Here is a 16,931-nt window from a genome sequence, read left to right on the forward strand (position 1 = left end):
GGTGAACCGGGTTATTTCACCACGAGGTTGACCATGCGGCCCGGGATGACGATCTGCTTGATCAGGTTCTTGCCTTCGATCTGGAGGGCGATCTTCTCGTCGGCAAGCGCGACCTCGATGATCTGCTCCTGGGAGGCGTCGGCGGCGACGGTGATGCGGCTGCGCACCTTGCCGTTGATCTGGACCGGCAGTTCGACCTCATCGTCGGTGAGCCACTTCTCCTCGAAGGTGGGGAAGGGCTCGTAGGTGACGGTGTCGGTGTGGCCGAGTTTCTTCCACAGCTCCTCCGCGATGTGCGGGGCGACGGGGGAGACCATGACCACCAGCGGCAGGACGGCACCGGTCGGGATGGTGTCGGGGTAGGTCTTGGTGAGGTAGTTGACGTACTCGATGAGCTTGGCCACCACGGTGTTCACGCGCAGGTTGGCGTAATCATCGCGCACACCGGCGATGGTGCGGTGCAGATGCTTGTTGTCCTCATCGGTCAGTGCCTCGTCGCGGGTGAGCACCTCGCCGGTGTTCTCATCCACGATCAGGCGCCACAGACGCTGCAGGAAGCGCTGCGCACCCACCACGTCCTTGGTCGCCCAGGGGCGGGAGGTGTCGAGTGGGCCCATGGACATCTCGTACACGCGCAGGGTGTCCGCGCCGTAGTTGTTGCAGATGTCATCCGGTGCGACGGCGTTCTTCAGGGACTTGCCCATCTTGCCGTACTCCTGGGTGACCTCCTCACCCTGGTAGAAGAACTTGCCGTCCTTCTCCTCGACCTCCTCGGCCGGGACGTACACGCCACGGGAGTCGGTGTAGGCGAAGGCCTGGATGTATCCCTGGTTGTACAGGCGGCGGTAGGGCTCCTTCGAGGTGACATACCCCAGGTCGTAGAGGACCTTGTGCCAGAAACGGGAGTACAGCAGGTGCAGGACGGCGTGCTCGACGCCACCGACATAGAGGTCCACGCCACCGGGATCGTTGGGGCCATGGACATCCGGGCGGGGGCCGGTCCAGTAGGCCTCGTTCTCCAGGTTGCAGAACTGGTCATCATTGGTGGGGTCGATATAACGCAGCTGGTACCAGGAGGACCCGGCCCACTGCGGCATGACGTTGGTGTCGCGGGTGTACTTCTTTACACCGTCACCGAGGTCGAGTTCCACCTCCACCCACTCGCGGGCCTTGGCCAGGGGCGGGGAGGGCTCGGAATCGGCGTCCTCCGGGTCGAAGGAGACCGGCTTGTAGTCCTCGACCTCGGGCAGCTCAACGGGCAGCATCGACTCGGGCAGGGCGTAGGCCACACCGTCCTCGTCGTAGACCACCGGGAAGGGCTCGCCCCAGTAGCGCTGGCGGGCGAACAGCCAGTCACGCAGCTTGTACTGGATGGTGCCACGACCGAGCTGCTTCTCCTCCAGCCATTCGATGGTGCGTGCCACCGCATCGACCATGGCCAGGCCGTTGATGTCTAAGCCCTGGTCATTGGCGGAGTTGATGGACTCACCGGAGGCGGTGTAGGCGGCCTCGGCGATGTTGCCGCCAGCGACGACCTCGACGATCGGCAGGCCGAAGACGGTGGCGAACTCGTAGTCACGGTCATCGTGGGCGGGGACGGCCATGATGGCGCCGGTGCCGTACCCGGTGAGTACGTAGTCGGCGATGAAGACGGGGATCTGCTCACCGTTGACCGGGTTGGTGGCGTGCACACCGAGGAACACACCGGTCTTGTCCTTGTTCTCCTGGCGTTCCAGGTCGGACTTTGCAGCGATGGAGGCGCGGTAGGCGGCCACGGCCTCAGCAGGGGTGGCCTGGCCGTTGGTCCAGCGCGGGTCGACGCCGTCATAGGAACCGGTGCCGCGGGACACGAGGACGTCGACAAGCTCATGCTCGGGTGCCAGCACCATGTAGGTGGCACCGAAGAGGGTGTCGGGGCGGGTGGTGAATACGGTGATGGTCTCACCCTCAGCGGTGAAATCGACCTCCGCACCGCGGGAACGGCCGATCCAGTTGCGCTGCATGGATTTGACCTTCTCCGGCCAGTCGAGCAGCTCCAGATCATCGATGAGGCGGTCGGAGTAGGCGGTGATGCGCATCATCCACTGGGAGAGGTTCTTGCGGAACACCGGGAAGTTGCCGCGCTCCGAGCGGCCATCGGCGGTGACCTCCTCATTGGCCAGCACGGTGCCCAGACCCGGGCACCAGTTCACCGTGGAGTTGGAGCGGTAGACCAGGCGGAACTCGTCGATGGCCTTCTGCTTTGCGACGCGATCCAGCCCGTTGTAATCAGCACCGTCCCTGGTGGGGATCTCGCCGGATTCCAGCAGGGGGATCAGCTCCGAGATCGGGCGTGCCTTCTGCTGCTCCTCATCGAACCAGGAGTTGAAGATCTGCAGGAAGATCCACTGGGTCCACTTGTAGAACTCCGGGTCGGTGGAGGCGACGGCGCGACGCGGGTCATGACCCAGGCCGAGCGCACCGAGCTGACGCTTCATGTTCTCGATATTGGCCATGGTGGTGGTACGCGGGTGGGTACCGGTCTGGATGGCGTACTGCTCCGCCGGCAGGCCGAAGGCGTCATAGCCCAGGGTGTGCAGGACGTTCTTGCCCAGCATGCGGTTGTAGCGGGCGAAGACATCCGTGGCGATGTACCCCAGCGGGTGGCCCACATGCAGGCCGGCACCGGAGGGGTAGGGGAACATATCCTGGACAAACAGCTTGTCCCCGGGAAGCTCACGACCGTCCTCCGGCGCCAGATCACCCACCGGGTTCGGCGCGTTGAAGGTGCCCTTGTCGGTCCAGTAATTCTGCCACTCACGCTCAATCGCATTCGCCAGCTCCGGGGTGTACCGGTAGGCCAGTGACTGTGCGGAAGAAGAGGTGCCCTCGCTCGGATTCGTCATGGTTAGACAGTGTAGTAGAGGGACCGGACACGGGATATTCCGGGCAGTTTTTCCTGTGGCAGGGTGGAGCGGGGAGCCCGTGCGGCAGTCCCCTCGACCTATATCTATCGATCTATAGAATAAGGTTGGGTTGCGCCTGCACCCGCAGACCCCGGAACCAACGGAAGAAGAGGAACATCATGCACATTCTCAACGCCCGCCTCCGCGGCGAGACAACACTGGTGGATATCGAGATCGAGGGTGAGCGGATCGCCCGGATCACGCCCGTACCCGAAACCCGGGAACATGCCCCACGCCCCGGGGATTATGATGCGGCGGGCCGCCTGGTCACCCCACAGTTCGTGGAGGCGCACATCCACCTGGACTACGCCAACACCGAGGGCGTTCCCCGCGAGAACGAATCCGGCACCCTCTTCGAGGCCATCGAGATCTGGGGCGAGCGCAAACGCCTGGGCCTGCACACCAAGGAGGACATCAAGGTGAAAGCACTCGCCGCGGCACGCCGGGCGGCCGAACACGGCGTGGGTTTCATCCGGACCCACGTGGACGTGACAGACCCCTCCTTCGCGGGTTTCGAGGCACTCGCCGAACTCCGCGATGAGATCAGGCCGTGGTGCGACCTGCAGATCGTCGCCTTCCCCCAGAATGGGATCTACGCCTTCGCCGGCGGTGACAAGCTCATGGAGCGTGCCATGGACGCCGGTGCCGATGTGGTTGGCGGCATCCCACATCTGGAACCGACCCGCGAGGCGGGCGTGGCCTCCCTGGCGTGGCTTTTCGACCTGGCCGAGAAACACTCCGCCCCCATTGACGTGCACACCGATGAGATCGATGATCCGCACTCCCGCTTCGTGGAGGTCATGGCGGCAGAGGCCGCCAAACGGAGCATGGGGGAGCAGACGGTGGTCTCCCATTCGGTCGCCATGGCGTACTACTCGCCCGGCTACATCGCCCGCCTCATGCCCAAACTGGCCGCCGCCAAGGTCCGTTTCGCCGTGTGCCCCAATGAGAACCTCCACCTGCAGGGGCTCGGATTCAGCGGTCCGGTCCCGCGCGGGGTCGCCCCGGTGAAGACCCTCACCGAATACGGCATCCCGGTCAGTTTCTGCCAGGACTCCATGAGCGATCCCTTCTACCCGATGGGGGACGGTGACCTGCTGAGGATCCTGGACTCCGGACTGCATGTGTCCCATATGCTCACCCCCCAGCACCTGCCCACGGCGCTGGACTTCATCACCTCCAACCCGGCGGGGAATCTCGGGATGACCGATCACGACATCGCCGAGGGACGGGCAGCGAACCTGCTCGTCCTGGATGCCACCGATGACCGGGAGGCCGTGCAGACGAAGGCGTCAGTGCTATTGAGCATCCACCGTGGCACCGAGGTTCTACGCCGGGAACCCAGCGCCCCGACATGGACCATCGAGGATGGCACACCCGGGAACGATCCCGCCTGATAACCTCGACCTACTGTGGGATAGAACATAATTCTATAGATCAATAGAATTATGTTCTATTATCGTTCCATCAAGTTTCTATCACTCAATAGAAAAGGGAATGATCATGACCACCACAATTTCCCCCACCATCTACAGGGGAGAGGACAAGGCACTGGCAGGCATCGTGCTCGCCGTGCTGACCTTCTGGCTCTTCGCCCAATCCACACTCAACATCGGCCCCGAGATGGCCACCGACCTCGGCATGTCCCCTGCGACAATGAACATCGCCCTTGTGGCGGCAGCACTGTTCTGCGGCACCTTCATCGTGGCCGCCGGCGGGATGGCGGATGTTCTCGGCCGTGTCCGGGTCATGATGCTCGGCAACCTCCTCAACATCACCGGGTCCGTACTCATTGCGACCGCGATGGGGGGTTTCGCCACCGAGATGGTGATCTTCGGCCGCATCCTCCAGGGACTGGCAGCCGCCTGCATCATGTCCGCCTCCCTCGCCCTGGTCAAGACATACTGGCTCGGCCGGTCGCGCCAACGCGCCGTGTCGATCTGGTCCATGGGGTCCTGGGGAGGAATGGGCTTCTGCGCCCTGGTTGCCGGCCTGATCACCACCAGTCCCCTGGGGTGGCGGGGAATCTTCGTGGCCGGTGCGATCACCTCGATGGTGTCCATCCTGCTCACCCGGCACATCCCCGAATCTGCCCCGGCACGTCACATCGGCCTGCGCCTGGACTGGGCCGGGATCACCACCCTCGCACTGGCGGTGATCTCCCTCCAGGTGTTCATCACCCAGGGTGAGATGCTGGGGTGGAGCACCTGGATCCCCTGGGCCCTGCTGGCCCTGTCCCTGGGCCTGTTCGTCGCATTCCTGCGCATCGAACGGTTGTCCCGGTGGCCGGTTCTGGATCTCACCCTCTTCATCAACTGCACCTTCAGTGGTGCCACCCTGGTGAACTTCCTCATGAGCGCCACCGGCGGCGTGGTGGCCGTGGTGATGTGGATCCAGCAGATGTCCTGGGGTGTGTCCTCCACCGTCTCCGGACTCACCAGCATCGGTTTCGCGGTCTTCGTCGTGGTGTTCATCAGGGTGGGGGAGCGGTTCATGCAGATGAAAGGCCCCCGGGCGGCCGTTGTCACCGCCTCCGTCCTGGTTGCCGTGGCCATCACGCTCCTGATGATCACCAATGTGTCCCAGGAAACCTACGTGGCCATCTCCCTGCTCGGTTTCTCCCTCTTCGGAATCGGACTCGGCCTGTTCGCCACACCCATCACGGACACCGCCCTGAACACCCTGCCCGACGACCGCGCGGGGGCCGGGGCGGGGATGTTCAAGATGTCGTCCTCACTGGGTGCCGCCCTCGGCATCGCGATCTCCACCTCCGTGTTCACCGCTGCCCTGGATCCCACCGTGTCGGAGGGTTCCGTCACCTCCGCCGGGGTGCTCGCCCTGGCCATCAACCTCGCCTTCACGCTCTTCGCGCTCGCCGCCGCGCTCCTGCTCCTGCCGGGCAGGAAGACCACCCGGCCGGACTTTGACGGACTCCCCGGTGGTGACGCCACATCCCCCGATGCGGCACCCACCGCGCAGGGTGCCCGGGTGGTCAGCTGAGCACCAGATTCACCTGGTCTGGTGTCTACCTGCCACTGAAACTAGACTCAGAACCATGCTCAAGCCCCTGTTCCTCATCGTCGGACTGCTCAGTCTGGCCCTGGGGGCAGTGGGCATTTTTCTTCCCGTCATCCCCACCACGCCCTTCATGCTGCTGGCTGCCTACAGCTTCGCCCGCAGTTCCGACCGGCTACACCGGTACCTGGTGAACCACCGAGTGTTCGGGGAGTACATCTCCAACTACTACAACCACGCGATGACACCGCGCCATAAGGTCCGCACGCTGGTGTTGCTCTGGTTCGGCATCATTGTGTCCTGCATCCTCATCGGCGCCACGATCCCCTGGATTATCCTGCCGATCATCGCCACCCTGGTGAGCATCCACATCATCCGCCTGAAACCACGCCCGGAGGCTGCCCCAGAGCCCGGAGACGGCTTCCACGATGATGCACGCCCGGTTGTGGACTCCACCAGCTGATCACCTCACGGCCCGGGAGCCGGTATTCACTCATTGATTGAATTGATTCAATCAAAGTACAGGGAACATTCTCATGATTGAATCATTAGATCACTCCGGGATGAGCAGTGCGTTCATTGTCATGACGTCCAGGAATTGGTCACTCCTGCTCGAGCACCGGGTTCAACCGTAAGGTTGTCCCTCCATCACCGTCGAAGGGAATGATCGCCTCCAGGACCGCACGGTTGTCCAGGTAGGTAACGGAGAGATCATAGTGGGTCTGTAGAGTCATCCAGAACTGCGGATCAGGGCCAAGATAGGCGGCCAGGCGCAGAGCGGTGTCGGCTGTGATGGCGCGCTTGCCGTGGACGATCTCATTGATCCTGCGAGGGGGAACGCCGAGCGCGCGGGCGAGGCCATTCTGGGACAGACCCAGTGGCTCCATGAATTCCTCGAGCAGGATCTGGCCGGGCCTCATCGGACGATTCTTACCCATGATGGTTGATGTCCTTTCCTCCGCAGTGACACGGGCCCACCAAGCTTCGCCTTCAGGAAATATGGTGCTTTAGGCCTTTGTCCTGCATCATAACGCGCTGCGTCATACCCCGCAGGGCCAAAAGCCCCCTATGACGCGTCGCGGGGGTGCACGCCGGGAAAGAGGGTCACCACCCCGTTGATCACCTGCACTGCATGGGTCTGCGCCGCGATGCGTGCGGGGTAACGGACGGGTTCGCCCGACTCCAGGCAGAACTTCCCCTTATGGAGCCAGCACTCGACCACACCGTCCTCAACCCTGCTCTTCAGATGACTGGCACCAACATGCGTGCAGGCATCATCGATGGCATAGAACCGGTCCCCCTCGCGGAAGATCACGATGTCCCGTTCGAACCCGGGGGTCGACGTGGGATCCACGTCGGCGATCCGGAAATCGGGGCCGACCCGGTGGGACAGGGCCTCTTCCATCGTGAACTTGTCCATGTCAACCAGGGTAACGGGACGTGCACGGTGCTGGGCCAGAACGGAAGAATAGGAAATTTAATTAACTATCATATTTTATAAAGTCGAAACTTATAATGCCTGGTTAACCGCGAACAGGGATAATGTACGCCGTACCGATGATGTACAGAGCGACGTACGACGTCGTACCGGCGGACCGCCCCGCCGCTACTCAGGGATGACTTCTCCACCGGCACGTCGTACCGCACCCCATTCCCCTGCGGATGACGAGACGCTCCTCCCCGACCAGCTGCAGCCAGGAAAGGGCCCGTGCGTTCGGGACAGGAGCGTGCGGATGCCACAGAGTCTCTCCACTCCACGACGAGGCCACCCAGACCTGGATCTCCTCGTCAAATCGCGTCGGTGTAGCGGATGGTTGTCCGCGCATCATCAGCGATGGTGGCAATCGCACGTTTCGTGATGCCGGTCATCGGTACAGTGACCGAGATGTCTACCCCTGCGGTGCATGCTGCGTGGATGCCGGGACGGCCGTAGAACGCGGAATCCGCACGCACCAGTATTTTCCTGCCCTTCATGGTGGGCGGGCGCCTGGTGGTGATGGCATCGGCGATCAACCGGCCGACCCTGCGCGCCGAACCGCAGGAACTGCGCCACGACCACCGGAGCGGAATCCGGGGTGGTCACCGTGGCCAGCAGGTTGAGCCCGCAGATCCCGGAGTAGCCGAAGCCCGCGCCTTGTTTGGTGTGTCCGTGGACTTAAGGCGCCTGATCCACTCCGGACAGCTGCAGAGGAAGGTCGACGCACTCCAAATCCGGAAGAGCCAACAAAGTATCCGATCGGGTCTGCGCACCAGGTACGCCAGGCAACCAGACGGGTGACATTGCAGACCCTATCGACTACTACGGGAACAGGCGACAGCGGGTCAACCGGCTTGTTTCAGCGTGGAATCAGCAGTATGGAAGCACAGACGAGCCTGACACTGAGTCCGAGGATCCGCTCGTCGGTGCGTGGCAGAGCCAAGGAGTCGAGCTCGAACACGGCTCACAGAGGAGGAAGTCGACGCTACACGAGCAGCCGGTGCAAACGGCGTCAGTGTGACCGCGCTCGCTCGGCAGTTCGGCGTACATCGGGGCATTGCGTAGGCGAAGACGCAGTGACGATCTGAGCGAGGATTAATAGAGTCTGAACAGAGCCCAACGACATCGGAGCACCTGAAAACGCTCGGCAGGTGTACGGACCACCTACTGCGAGATGAGCTTCTTGCCTCGTTCTAGCAGACTCCTAGCTTCGCTCGAAGCCTCGTTGAGGCGCACTACCTCCGCTTCGTCAACCGTCTGAGCGATGACCTCATGACGCAGGCCGTCGATCTCGGTCTCCAGTGACCGCATCGCTTCACAAGCCACGTCAGTGACCACGTTCGACACGGCTGCGCGCACTTTCTCCCGGTGATCGCGCTGGAGAGCACGATCACGTTCGGCTTGCACCTTCTCCTCGACCATTGCGGCGAGTTCCAATACGACGGGGAGGGCGGCTTCAGCGATGCCAGCAGCCAAGGCGAGCTTCGACAGCGACTGCTTCTTCGTCGCGTCAAGGAGGTCTGCGGACTTCTTCGGGCTCTTGACCGCCTGGTCGGACTTCAGCACGCGGTCAACCCCGTGAAGCGCACTGGCAACCTTATTGCTGAGCGCCTCGATCTTCGGAACAACACTGGACTTCCCCTCTGGGTCCAGACTTTCGGGCTGTGTGAATTTAAGATACACAGACTCGAAGCGAGCCCATCCCTGTCCTTCACGCTGTTGCTCCAGGCCCTGAATCGCTTCCTGTCGGATGCGAGCTAAGCCAGCCTGTTGTCTCTGCCACCACTCGTCAAGCACCGGGTCGACGGCACTCCGAATCGAGTCTGCGTCAACCTCTGGCCTGCTCGCAGCGCGTTGAATAGCGTCCTCAACTACACCCGCGAGCGAGGCCTCTGCTGCCGAGGTCAAACTGTCGATTTGGTTGAGGAAACTATCCCGGCGTTGACGGGATACATCTGCGACTTCACAGGCTACGCGTAGGTCATCGAGTGAGGTCTGGACGTCACCGATACGACTGATTACAGCTTTCCTCCAGAACCGCAGCTCGGCAGAGTGTCGGTAGGGGGACAGATCCTGGGCGGCGAGATCATCCAGCGCAGCAGTCAGTTCAGCCATTCCGTCCCAGTCTCGGTAGGGATCCCATAGACTTGGCGTAGGGTTTGACTCGTAAGCCCCAAGCCCTGCGAAGTCTGGGACCAGGACAAAAATGCGAGCTGAATCGACGAGCTTCAGCGACTGCTTCAACTCCTCACGCTTCCGTGCGGACCACGCCTCGAACTCCTCTGGGTCTAGCGTGGGATCAACGCCGCCCTCGTCTGCGCGGGAGATGAGGAACCACACGTCGCTCTTCGGCCAGCCGTGTGAGAGCACGTTCACAAGCTCGGTGTGCTCACCCGTCGAGAGCTGCGGATTCAACGTCACGAGGAGAACGTCAGTCCGGCCGAGCGCGGAACGTGCGATGTCAGAGTTACTCAGCGATCGCGCATCCAATCCTTCCGGTGAGAGACCCGGTGTGTCGCGAATGAGGCACCCGTTGACCCTGACTGCGTTCTCAGCGAAGGTCTCGTGGCGAGCGCTGATGGTCAACCACTCGGGAAGAGGCTGACCAGCATCCACGAGTAGACGCCGCAGGATTGAGCTCTTGCCGGTATCAAAGGCTCCGAACAGGGTCAGGACTGATTGCTTCTCCGCAGCAAAGTCACCCCACTCGCTCGCGAGTCGAGAGAAATCCGACTCCCCGGAGACTTCGCGAATCCAAGCCTGGTACTCCACCGCTGATGCCGACGTCATCGTGACACTCTTTCACTTGAGGTTTCGGCCAACCTCTCGCCAGCCACTTGTAACTCCATAATGCTATCTTGGCGATGCTCGGCGCTGATCTTCGCCTGCCTTTGGCGCTCACGCTGTTCAGCGAGCTCATGCAGATAGTTGGTGAAGGCGATCCCTTGCTCCTGCGTGTATGCCATTGGCCCGTCCTCGTCGTCGAGAATTTCCCGGACGACGGTATCAGTTGTCGAGAGAATGTGCTCCGCTGCTGTCTTGCGGTTCTCTTCTCGCCTCGATTCCTTCCGCGCGTCCATGGCCCAATCCACTACGTCGAAGCTAACGGCAACCACTCCGAGGACAGCTCCGGCCTTCGCGACCTTGGCGCCCAGTTTCACGGCACCCCAGGGCTTGAACTTCCCTCCAAACGCTTTGACGATCGCGTATACTGCGTCGCGATTTCCCAACGCCTGCACGACATTACCGACGTATTTGACTCCAATTGCAGTGGCATGGACGCCACCGGCTAGTATGTTGGTGTCATTCTTGAGGGGCGTGATGGACTCGTGCTCAAACCGCTTGAGCTCCCGGTCGTACTCCGATGCGTGTCTACGCGACCATTCGTCTAGGTCTCGTCCGATCTCCTCGGACAGAACCTCCAACGCGCTATCCAGGCGAGGGTCTTCCCACCAAGTCGCCAAACGCTGCGACATCGCTTCCATTTCAGTGAAGCGAGCGCCGAGGGCTTCGACCAAGACCTCGTTGGCGTGATCCTCGATCACCTGCCTAGTGCGTCCTTCGATTGATAGCTGGATGAGCCGCAGTTCTGCGAGCGATGTCTCGACAAGTCTTTCCATCCGCGCGCCCATAGCCATGGCTGCCGCGAGATCTTCGATCTCCGAAGCCAGTCGGTGAGTCTCAGATGCAAGGCTTGAGCGAGCTCGATCCAGTGCGGCCGCCGCACCGAGCCGTGTTAGTCCCTCGCCCTCAAGCGAGAGGAGAGGTTCGGAGAGCGTTGCTACTCCGTCCCAGTCCCGCGCATCACTTGGGTAGTCCTCACGAGATACTGGCGTGCGATCGCCTACAAGACCGTTCGGGTCTGCTGCAATCGCTAGGACTTGGGCAGGATCGACGTGGATACCCTTGGACCGCAAGATCGTGATGAGTTCCTCGATTTTCCGCTGCCGACGCACGACGAAGTCTCGTGCTGAGATGTGCGGATCTGCTCCCGCTTCGTCGATACGCCCGATCACGAAGATGATGCGGCGTGCCTTGCCGACGATCTGCTCGTTTCCGTGAAGAAGACTATCGATCCCGGCGGTGTCACCGATAAGTAGGTTGACGTGTAGAACCACTATGACCATCGCCGCGTTCTGTGTTGCTCGAATCGCTCGAGCATCGTGCTCGGTGCGGCCGCTTTGGAAGCCTGGCACGTCGACAAGTTCGATGGGACCGAAAGTGTACGAGCGGCTGGCCCCAGTTGCCGGCCCCGCTGCAACGTGTAAGTCGGGGGGAATTGGTGCACCGGCTTCAGCGAGCAACCGCTTGATGAGGCTCGTCTTGCCAGCACTGTAGTCGCCCATCACGACGACCTCAGGGCGCTCGGTCATGAGCGCCCGCGCTGCTTCTATGTTAGCTCGCCCCCCATGGTCGAGATGTTGAGAAGAGAGAACTGTGTCGATCCACTCCGCCACCTCCGCTGGAATAGCGTCCCCTACTGACTCTGTCAGGTACTTCGTGAAGGCACTCCGCTTCTGGCTGGCAGTTCGGAGCAGGATCTCTAGACTTGCTGCTGGTTTTACGATAGGTGCACAGTCCTCGGACTCGTCGACGATCCAGTCTTCGCCAAGTAGCAATGCGGACATGCTGGGCTCCGTTATGGGGCCACTTAGCAGGCGCACCTGCTGAGTGGCTCGCCGGATGACCTCTCCTGGGGACGCCGTCGGAGGCTGCCGGTCAGCTTGGTCACGAAGCCAGTTGGCTTCCTCGGTGAGGATCCTGCACCCGCGCCGCGTATGGATTGATTCTTTCAGCAGTTTTTTCAGTTCTGGGGTGGCGAGTGATCTGGCGTCGCTGAGGATTTTATGGAGTTGTTCCGTCTCGCACTTGTCGAAGTATTCATGAACTGCTGAACGTGCGTTGGCCACTGCCGTTGCGCGCGCCCCGATACGCTTCTCCTCGGCACTGATTCTTGTGCGTTTAGCGAAAAAGTTCAGAGCCGCGCTGCCGACACCTAAACTCAACAGGTTCACTGCTGCAACCCAGCCAGCTGGGTTCCAGAAGTTCGTGAGCGCAATGGCGGCCAAGACTACATTCGCTGACCCCACCAGGACCCCACTCGCCCTCAGCGCGGTCGCCAAGCGACGTCGTATGGTCCCTGTGTTTCCGCCCACTTCTGCCGCAGCCCGGTCGATCTCGGCGATGTCGATCTGAGCATTAAGCCCAGACAGCTTCAGTGCGTCCGTGACGAAGTCGCCTGCTTGACTTGCGACTTCGGCAATGGTCTTCGCAATCGACGGATCGTCGTACACGCGCCGCGCAAACTCAGAGTCCGCGACCCTCTCGTTGTTGTCAAAAGCATCAATGACTAGCTCTTCAGCGGTACGAAGTGCCATAACGCGGAGCGGGTATAAGTGCGATTCCAACAGATGACGCACATGGCCTTCAAGCCTGCCGGAAACAGACGCGCCGAATGGCTCACCCCTGGCCTCTTCCAAGTAGGCAAGAAGGTCCCCTCCATCGCTCGCCTTCGGGAGAGTGCCGCGCCAGGACTCGTCGGGGTAACCAAGGACGGTCAGCCAGTCGGCAACGACTCTCTCGACCGCAATGCCGCGATCCTGTTGCTCGGCTACTGTCCTATCAATCTCGTCCGCCCATTGCAGAAGACCCGCTTGAAGTCCTTCGCGGAGTCCAGCGAGACGTAGGTCAGCCGCGCCTTCTGCAATACACGAAGCAATCAACTGCTCCAACATCGGCAGATTGGACCAGCGGTTGAGATACTCCTGCCCGTAGCTGGAACGCTCCGCCTCGAGTTCTCTGGCGGCAGGGCCAGCGAAAGGCGTCGTAGCTCGGGCGAACAGCGCCCGCTTTGACTGGATAGCAACGATAGGCACACCTGTGAGGTTGATCGCTTCAAGTTCGCTGGCAATGTTGTCGGCGTGCTGCTGGGCTGTGCGGGAGAGCCCCTTCCGCTGGGCTATTGACGCCACCCTCGCTGGATGACGCCACAGGGCATTGCGTACGTTTAGGACAGCGAGCACAGGTTTCCGGTAGTCGCGGACCCAATCTGCGACCTTACGAAACTCAGAGGCCTGCTGGCTCTGACTATCGAAACAGAGTAGGACAACGTCAGCAACCTCGACGGCCTTCCGCGCTGCCTCCTCTAGCTCGGCGCGGGAGCGTGTGCGGCCCCATCCGTTGATACCGGGCGTGTCGTAGAGGCGGCATCCTTGCCAATCCAGGGGCTGGACGTCGGTCGTGAAGTCACTGCGGCCATCTGAAACCAGTCCTCCACTGAGTCCACCCAGTGCGGAGAGCAGCGTGCTCTTTCCTGCACCTGTTCTCCCGAAAAAGACGATATTGAACGTGTCTGCTACGCGGCGGCTCTCGACAAGTCCATTCTTAAGATCAGCGACTACCCCTTCAAATACTCTGGAGAAGCCGTCCTCACGTCGAATCCCGAATCGCCCACGAGAACTCAACTTATCGCGCGCAGTTGCGAAGCGTGCTTCCGCTTCGACCACGATCGCGTCGAGCCTTGCCAACTCAACAAGGCCGACCTGAATCGCCCCAGCGACTGCTTCTGGAAGGAGACCCCCTGACGCGTGCTCACCGGCACCCTCGCGCTCTAGATCTTCGTCCGCACTCATCTGTCAGCCGAGCATCAGGAGCGAGTTTCTGGGCGCATCCCAGAGCGTTGCAGAGACCCATCGACAGCAGCGAACGCTCTGCAACACCTGGTGGATGCGATGATCTCCGCTGCCCGGTCATCACCGAGAGGCGGTTCCGCCTTGCGCGCCTGCCGCAGCAAATCGGTAAGCCGTGACACTCTCGCCTCCCTTCCTCGCGCGAACCGGCATGGGCCATATTCGACTGCGGAGCGCTCCTTCAGGATCCATCCAGCCAGGACCCACTAAATCACCTTCTATCGTAGCAGCGGCAACCGACTCACTCCCTCGGGGTACACCCGGTTTCTGTTGTCTCGGCGAACCTCATCAGGGAGGACGCGCGTCTTACCCTGGATCCGCCGATGGTCCTTCGGTGATCAGTTGATCTCGGCGGCGGGCATCACCAAGGATGTCGGGCAGGAGTGATCCCCAGATCACGTCGTCTGGGTGTTCCACGAATTGGTAGATCGTCTCGGGCCGAAGGACTTCGGCTCAGATGGTCAGGAAGAAACAACAGCCGGTGGCGAGTGACCGTGATCGAACAGTTTCCGCTACGGGCTTCCCATGTCCAGTCCTCGGGCAAGTGCAGCACCAGCCGCCGGGACCGATGCGTCACCCGGGCCGCAACCGCGATGACCTGACGCCGGATCGTCGCGGTGGTGGGCCGGGCCATCGACCCCGCAGCAATGACCCCGGTCGTGCGGGTGAGGTTGAACGTCATGACCGCCAGCACCAGCCACGCGGTGAACACACCGGAAGGCATATGCGCCAACGCACTGTTCTTCAGATCCGCGTTGACTTGTTCAATGATCGCGTGCCGGCGGTGAGTTTTATCCGCAGCCACAGTATCCAGCAGTGCGGGGTCGGCGGTGGTGAACACCGCATGGAAACGGTGCAGATCAAACAGGCCCGGCTGGTCCACGTTCTTCTTGTTCAACTCTGGTATCCGGCGGACCACCTGACGTCCGGGAACCTGATCGGCCTCCGGCTTCGACGCAAACGCAACGAAGGGGACTTCCGCGCCTTCCGCCGAGGAGATCCAGCGCCCGGTGTCCTCGTCGAAGAGTGCGTCGGTGTACTCCATTGTTTCCCATTCATAACCGGAATCCGCGGCAGGAATCAGACGCCGGTCGCCATCGGGGAAGTCAATGAGTACACAGATCTCGAGCATGTGTGAACCTCACAGCTGTCGGGATGAAAGAAGAGACCCTCTCCCCGGGGAGCGGAGAAGATCTCATCAGTCTAACGGGTCACAGCGTGCGGGCTGCCTAGAGCCAGCGTGGTGGCTCCGGAACCTCACCGGTGGAGGAGGTGACGCCCTCGGCGCCGCGGCCGGCGGCGTAGCGGACGATGCCGGCGAGGCTGCCGGTCACCTCAACCTCCGCACCACCGTCGGCAGCCGGGGCGGCCGCATAACGGTCACCGGTGGCTGCGTCGACAAGCACCAGGCCCTCGCCAACGCCCTGGCCGGCCCACTTCGCGGTGATCTCGGCGGCCAGCGTGGTGAGGATGATCTCGGGGATGTCGCCGAAACCGGCGACGGCACCGAGGTCCACGGCGTGGATCCACACCTCGCGGGAACGCATCCACAGGGTTTCACTGGCCGGGACGGTGCGTCCCTGCGCGGTGAGCACCTCGTGATCCCAGGCCTCCTCGGAGGACTCGCGCCAGTCAACATCCAGGCGGGCAACGGAGTGCTCGTGGAGGTTGCGCAGGGCGTCCGGGATCAGTGTGGCGCCGTAGGCGATCTCCTCGTTGCGGGCCTGAGGGGAGGAGTACATCGGGGTCTTCTCCCCGGTGTTCGCCCAGTGCATGAGGTTGCACAGCGCGATCGCGTTGTAGGCGACGTGGGCGATGATGTGGGAACGGGTCCAACCGGCGAGGTTGGTGTCCTCATCGAAGTCAGCGTTATCGATCAGGGACAGCTGACGTGAGTAGTGGGACGTACCCAGCCTTGCCAAGGTCAGCCGCTCGGAAAGCGGGAGATCGTGGAAAGTGCTCATTACTCGAACACCGTCTTGTTCTCGACGTTGCCCAGGCCCTCGATCTCAACCTTCACGGTCTCGCCGTCACCGATGTAACGCTTCGGGTCGCGGGCGTGGCCGACGCCACCCGGGGTGCCGGTGACGATGACGTCGCCTGCATCCAGTGGGTAGATGTGGGTGATGTACTCGATCAGCTTCTCGGGGCTGAAGACCAGGTCATTGGTCGGGGTGGACTGAACCTTCTCGCCCTCGAGGTAGGTGGCCAGCTCGCCACCGAACTCGAAGGAATCAGGGGTGGTCATCCAGGGACCGAAACCAGCGGACTTCTCAAAGGACTTGCCCTGGTGCCACTGTGGGGAGGCGGCGGGCGCACGGTACTGGAAGTCACGCATGGTGTAGTCGTTCATGACGGCGTAACCGGCGATGTAGTCCTTGGCATCGGCCTCCTTGACGCGACGTGCACGCTTGGAGATGACCACCGCCAGCTCACCCTCCCAGTCGAGAGCCTTGTTGGCCCACTCGGGGACAACAACATCGTCGTAGGGGCCAACCAGGGCATCCGGGTACTTCACGAACAGGGTCGGATCGGTGGGCAGGTTGCGACCCATCTCCTTGATGTGGTTGGCGTAGTTCAGGCCAACACACACGATCTTCTTCGGAGCAGGAACAACTGCATCCAGGTCCTTCTTGTCGAAGGTGATCTCCTCGCCGGAGGCCTTCTCGGCGAGGTCGCGCCAGTTGCTCTCCTGCAGCAGCTCGCCGACGTTGGCGTAACCCTCGATCGGGGTTGCGGTGGTTTCGGTCTCGACGCGCGCGGCGATGGTGGAGCCGTTGGTACGAATTGTTGCTAGACGCATAT

General features: G+C 61.8%; 10 protein-coding genes and 2 pseudogenes. 3 read left to right on the forward strand and 9 right to left on the reverse strand.

Annotated elements, in window-relative coordinates; genetic code table 11:
* Nucleotides 1-11: 11 nt before the first annotated feature.
* The gene (gene leuS, locus CE_RS14040) at nucleotides 12-2,885 is read right to left on the reverse strand and encodes a leucine--tRNA ligase (RefSeq protein WP_006768798.1); all 2,874 of its coding nucleotides are present in this window, start codon (nucleotides 2,883-2,885) and stop codon (nucleotides 12-14) included.
* A gap of 179 nt (nucleotides 2,886-3,064) precedes the next feature.
* On the opposite strand from leuS, the gene CE_RS14045 reads away from it, so the two are divergent.
* The 3 genes from CE_RS14045 (at nucleotide 3,065) to CE_RS14055 (ending at nucleotide 6,423) form a co-directional block, all read left to right on the forward strand.
* Nucleotides 3,065-4,342, forward strand: a complete 1,278-nt coding sequence (locus tag CE_RS14045) for an amidohydrolase family protein (RefSeq protein ID WP_006768797.1) — start codon at nucleotides 3,065-3,067, stop codon at nucleotides 4,340-4,342.
* 100 nt (nucleotides 4,343-4,442) lie between these two features.
* Nucleotides 4,443-5,945, forward strand: a complete 1,503-nt coding sequence (locus tag CE_RS14050; RefSeq protein WP_006768796.1) for an MFS transporter — start codon at nucleotides 4,443-4,445, stop codon at nucleotides 5,943-5,945.
* Nucleotides 5,946-6,000: 55 nt separating this feature from the next.
* Complete coding sequence (locus CE_RS14055; RefSeq protein WP_006768795.1) at nucleotides 6,001-6,423, forward strand: YbaN family protein; 423 nt, start codon at nucleotides 6,001-6,003, stop codon at nucleotides 6,421-6,423.
* A 139-nt stretch (nucleotides 6,424-6,562) separates the two neighbouring features.
* Here the strand turns inward: CE_RS14055 and CE_RS14060 are convergent, their stop codons facing one another.
* The 8 genes and pseudogenes from CE_RS14060 to CE_RS14100 all read right to left on the reverse strand — a co-directional run bounded on the left by CE_RS14060 (nucleotide 6,563) and on the right by CE_RS14100 (nucleotide 16,929).
* A complete protein-coding gene (locus tag CE_RS14060; protein ID WP_011076112.1) occupies nucleotides 6,563-6,898 on the reverse strand; it encodes a HigA family addiction module antitoxin in 336 nt (111 codons plus the stop codon).
* Between the two features lie 128 nt (nucleotides 6,899-7,026).
* Nucleotides 7,027-7,380, reverse strand: a complete 354-nt coding sequence (locus tag CE_RS14065; RefSeq protein WP_006768793.1) for a non-heme iron oxygenase ferredoxin subunit — start codon at nucleotides 7,378-7,380, stop codon at nucleotides 7,027-7,029.
* Nucleotides 7,381-7,615: 235 nt separating this feature from the next.
* A pseudogene (locus CE_RS15055) lies at nucleotides 7,616-8,115 on the reverse strand (IS1380 family transposase); the annotation flags it as partial.
* Nucleotides 8,116-8,601: 486 nt separating this feature from the next.
* The gene (locus CE_RS14080) at nucleotides 8,602-10,227 is read right to left on the reverse strand and encodes a GTPase domain-containing protein (protein ID WP_006768790.1); all 1,626 of its coding nucleotides are present in this window, start codon (nucleotides 10,225-10,227) and stop codon (nucleotides 8,602-8,604) included.
* Nucleotides 10,224-14,069: a GTPase gene (locus CE_RS14085; protein ID WP_006768789.1), complete on the reverse strand. Its 3,846-nt coding sequence runs from the start codon at nucleotides 14,067-14,069 to the stop codon at nucleotides 10,224-10,226. Before CE_RS14085 ends, CE_RS14080 begins: the two co-directional genes overlap by 4 nt.
* A 518-nt stretch (nucleotides 14,070-14,587) precedes the next feature.
* Nucleotides 14,588-15,180 (reverse strand): annotated as a pseudogene (locus tag CE_RS14090) (IS1380 family transposase); the annotation flags it as partial.
* Between the two features lie 175 nt (nucleotides 15,181-15,355).
* Nucleotides 15,356-16,090, reverse strand: coding sequence for a maleylpyruvate isomerase family mycothiol-dependent enzyme (locus tag CE_RS14095; protein WP_011076115.1), 735 nt, complete (start codon nucleotides 16,088-16,090; stop codon nucleotides 15,356-15,358).
* Nucleotides 16,090-16,929, reverse strand: coding sequence for a fumarylacetoacetate hydrolase family protein (locus CE_RS14100; RefSeq protein ID WP_006768785.1), 840 nt, complete (start codon nucleotides 16,927-16,929; stop codon nucleotides 16,090-16,092). The genes CE_RS14095 and CE_RS14100 overlap by 1 nt, the downstream gene beginning before the upstream one ends.
* Nucleotides 16,930-16,931: the final 2 nt, after the last annotated feature.

The organism is Corynebacterium efficiens YS-314 (assembly GCF_000011305.1).
Taxonomy (GTDB): domain Bacteria; phylum Actinomycetota; class Actinomycetes; order Mycobacteriales; family Mycobacteriaceae; genus Corynebacterium; species Corynebacterium efficiens.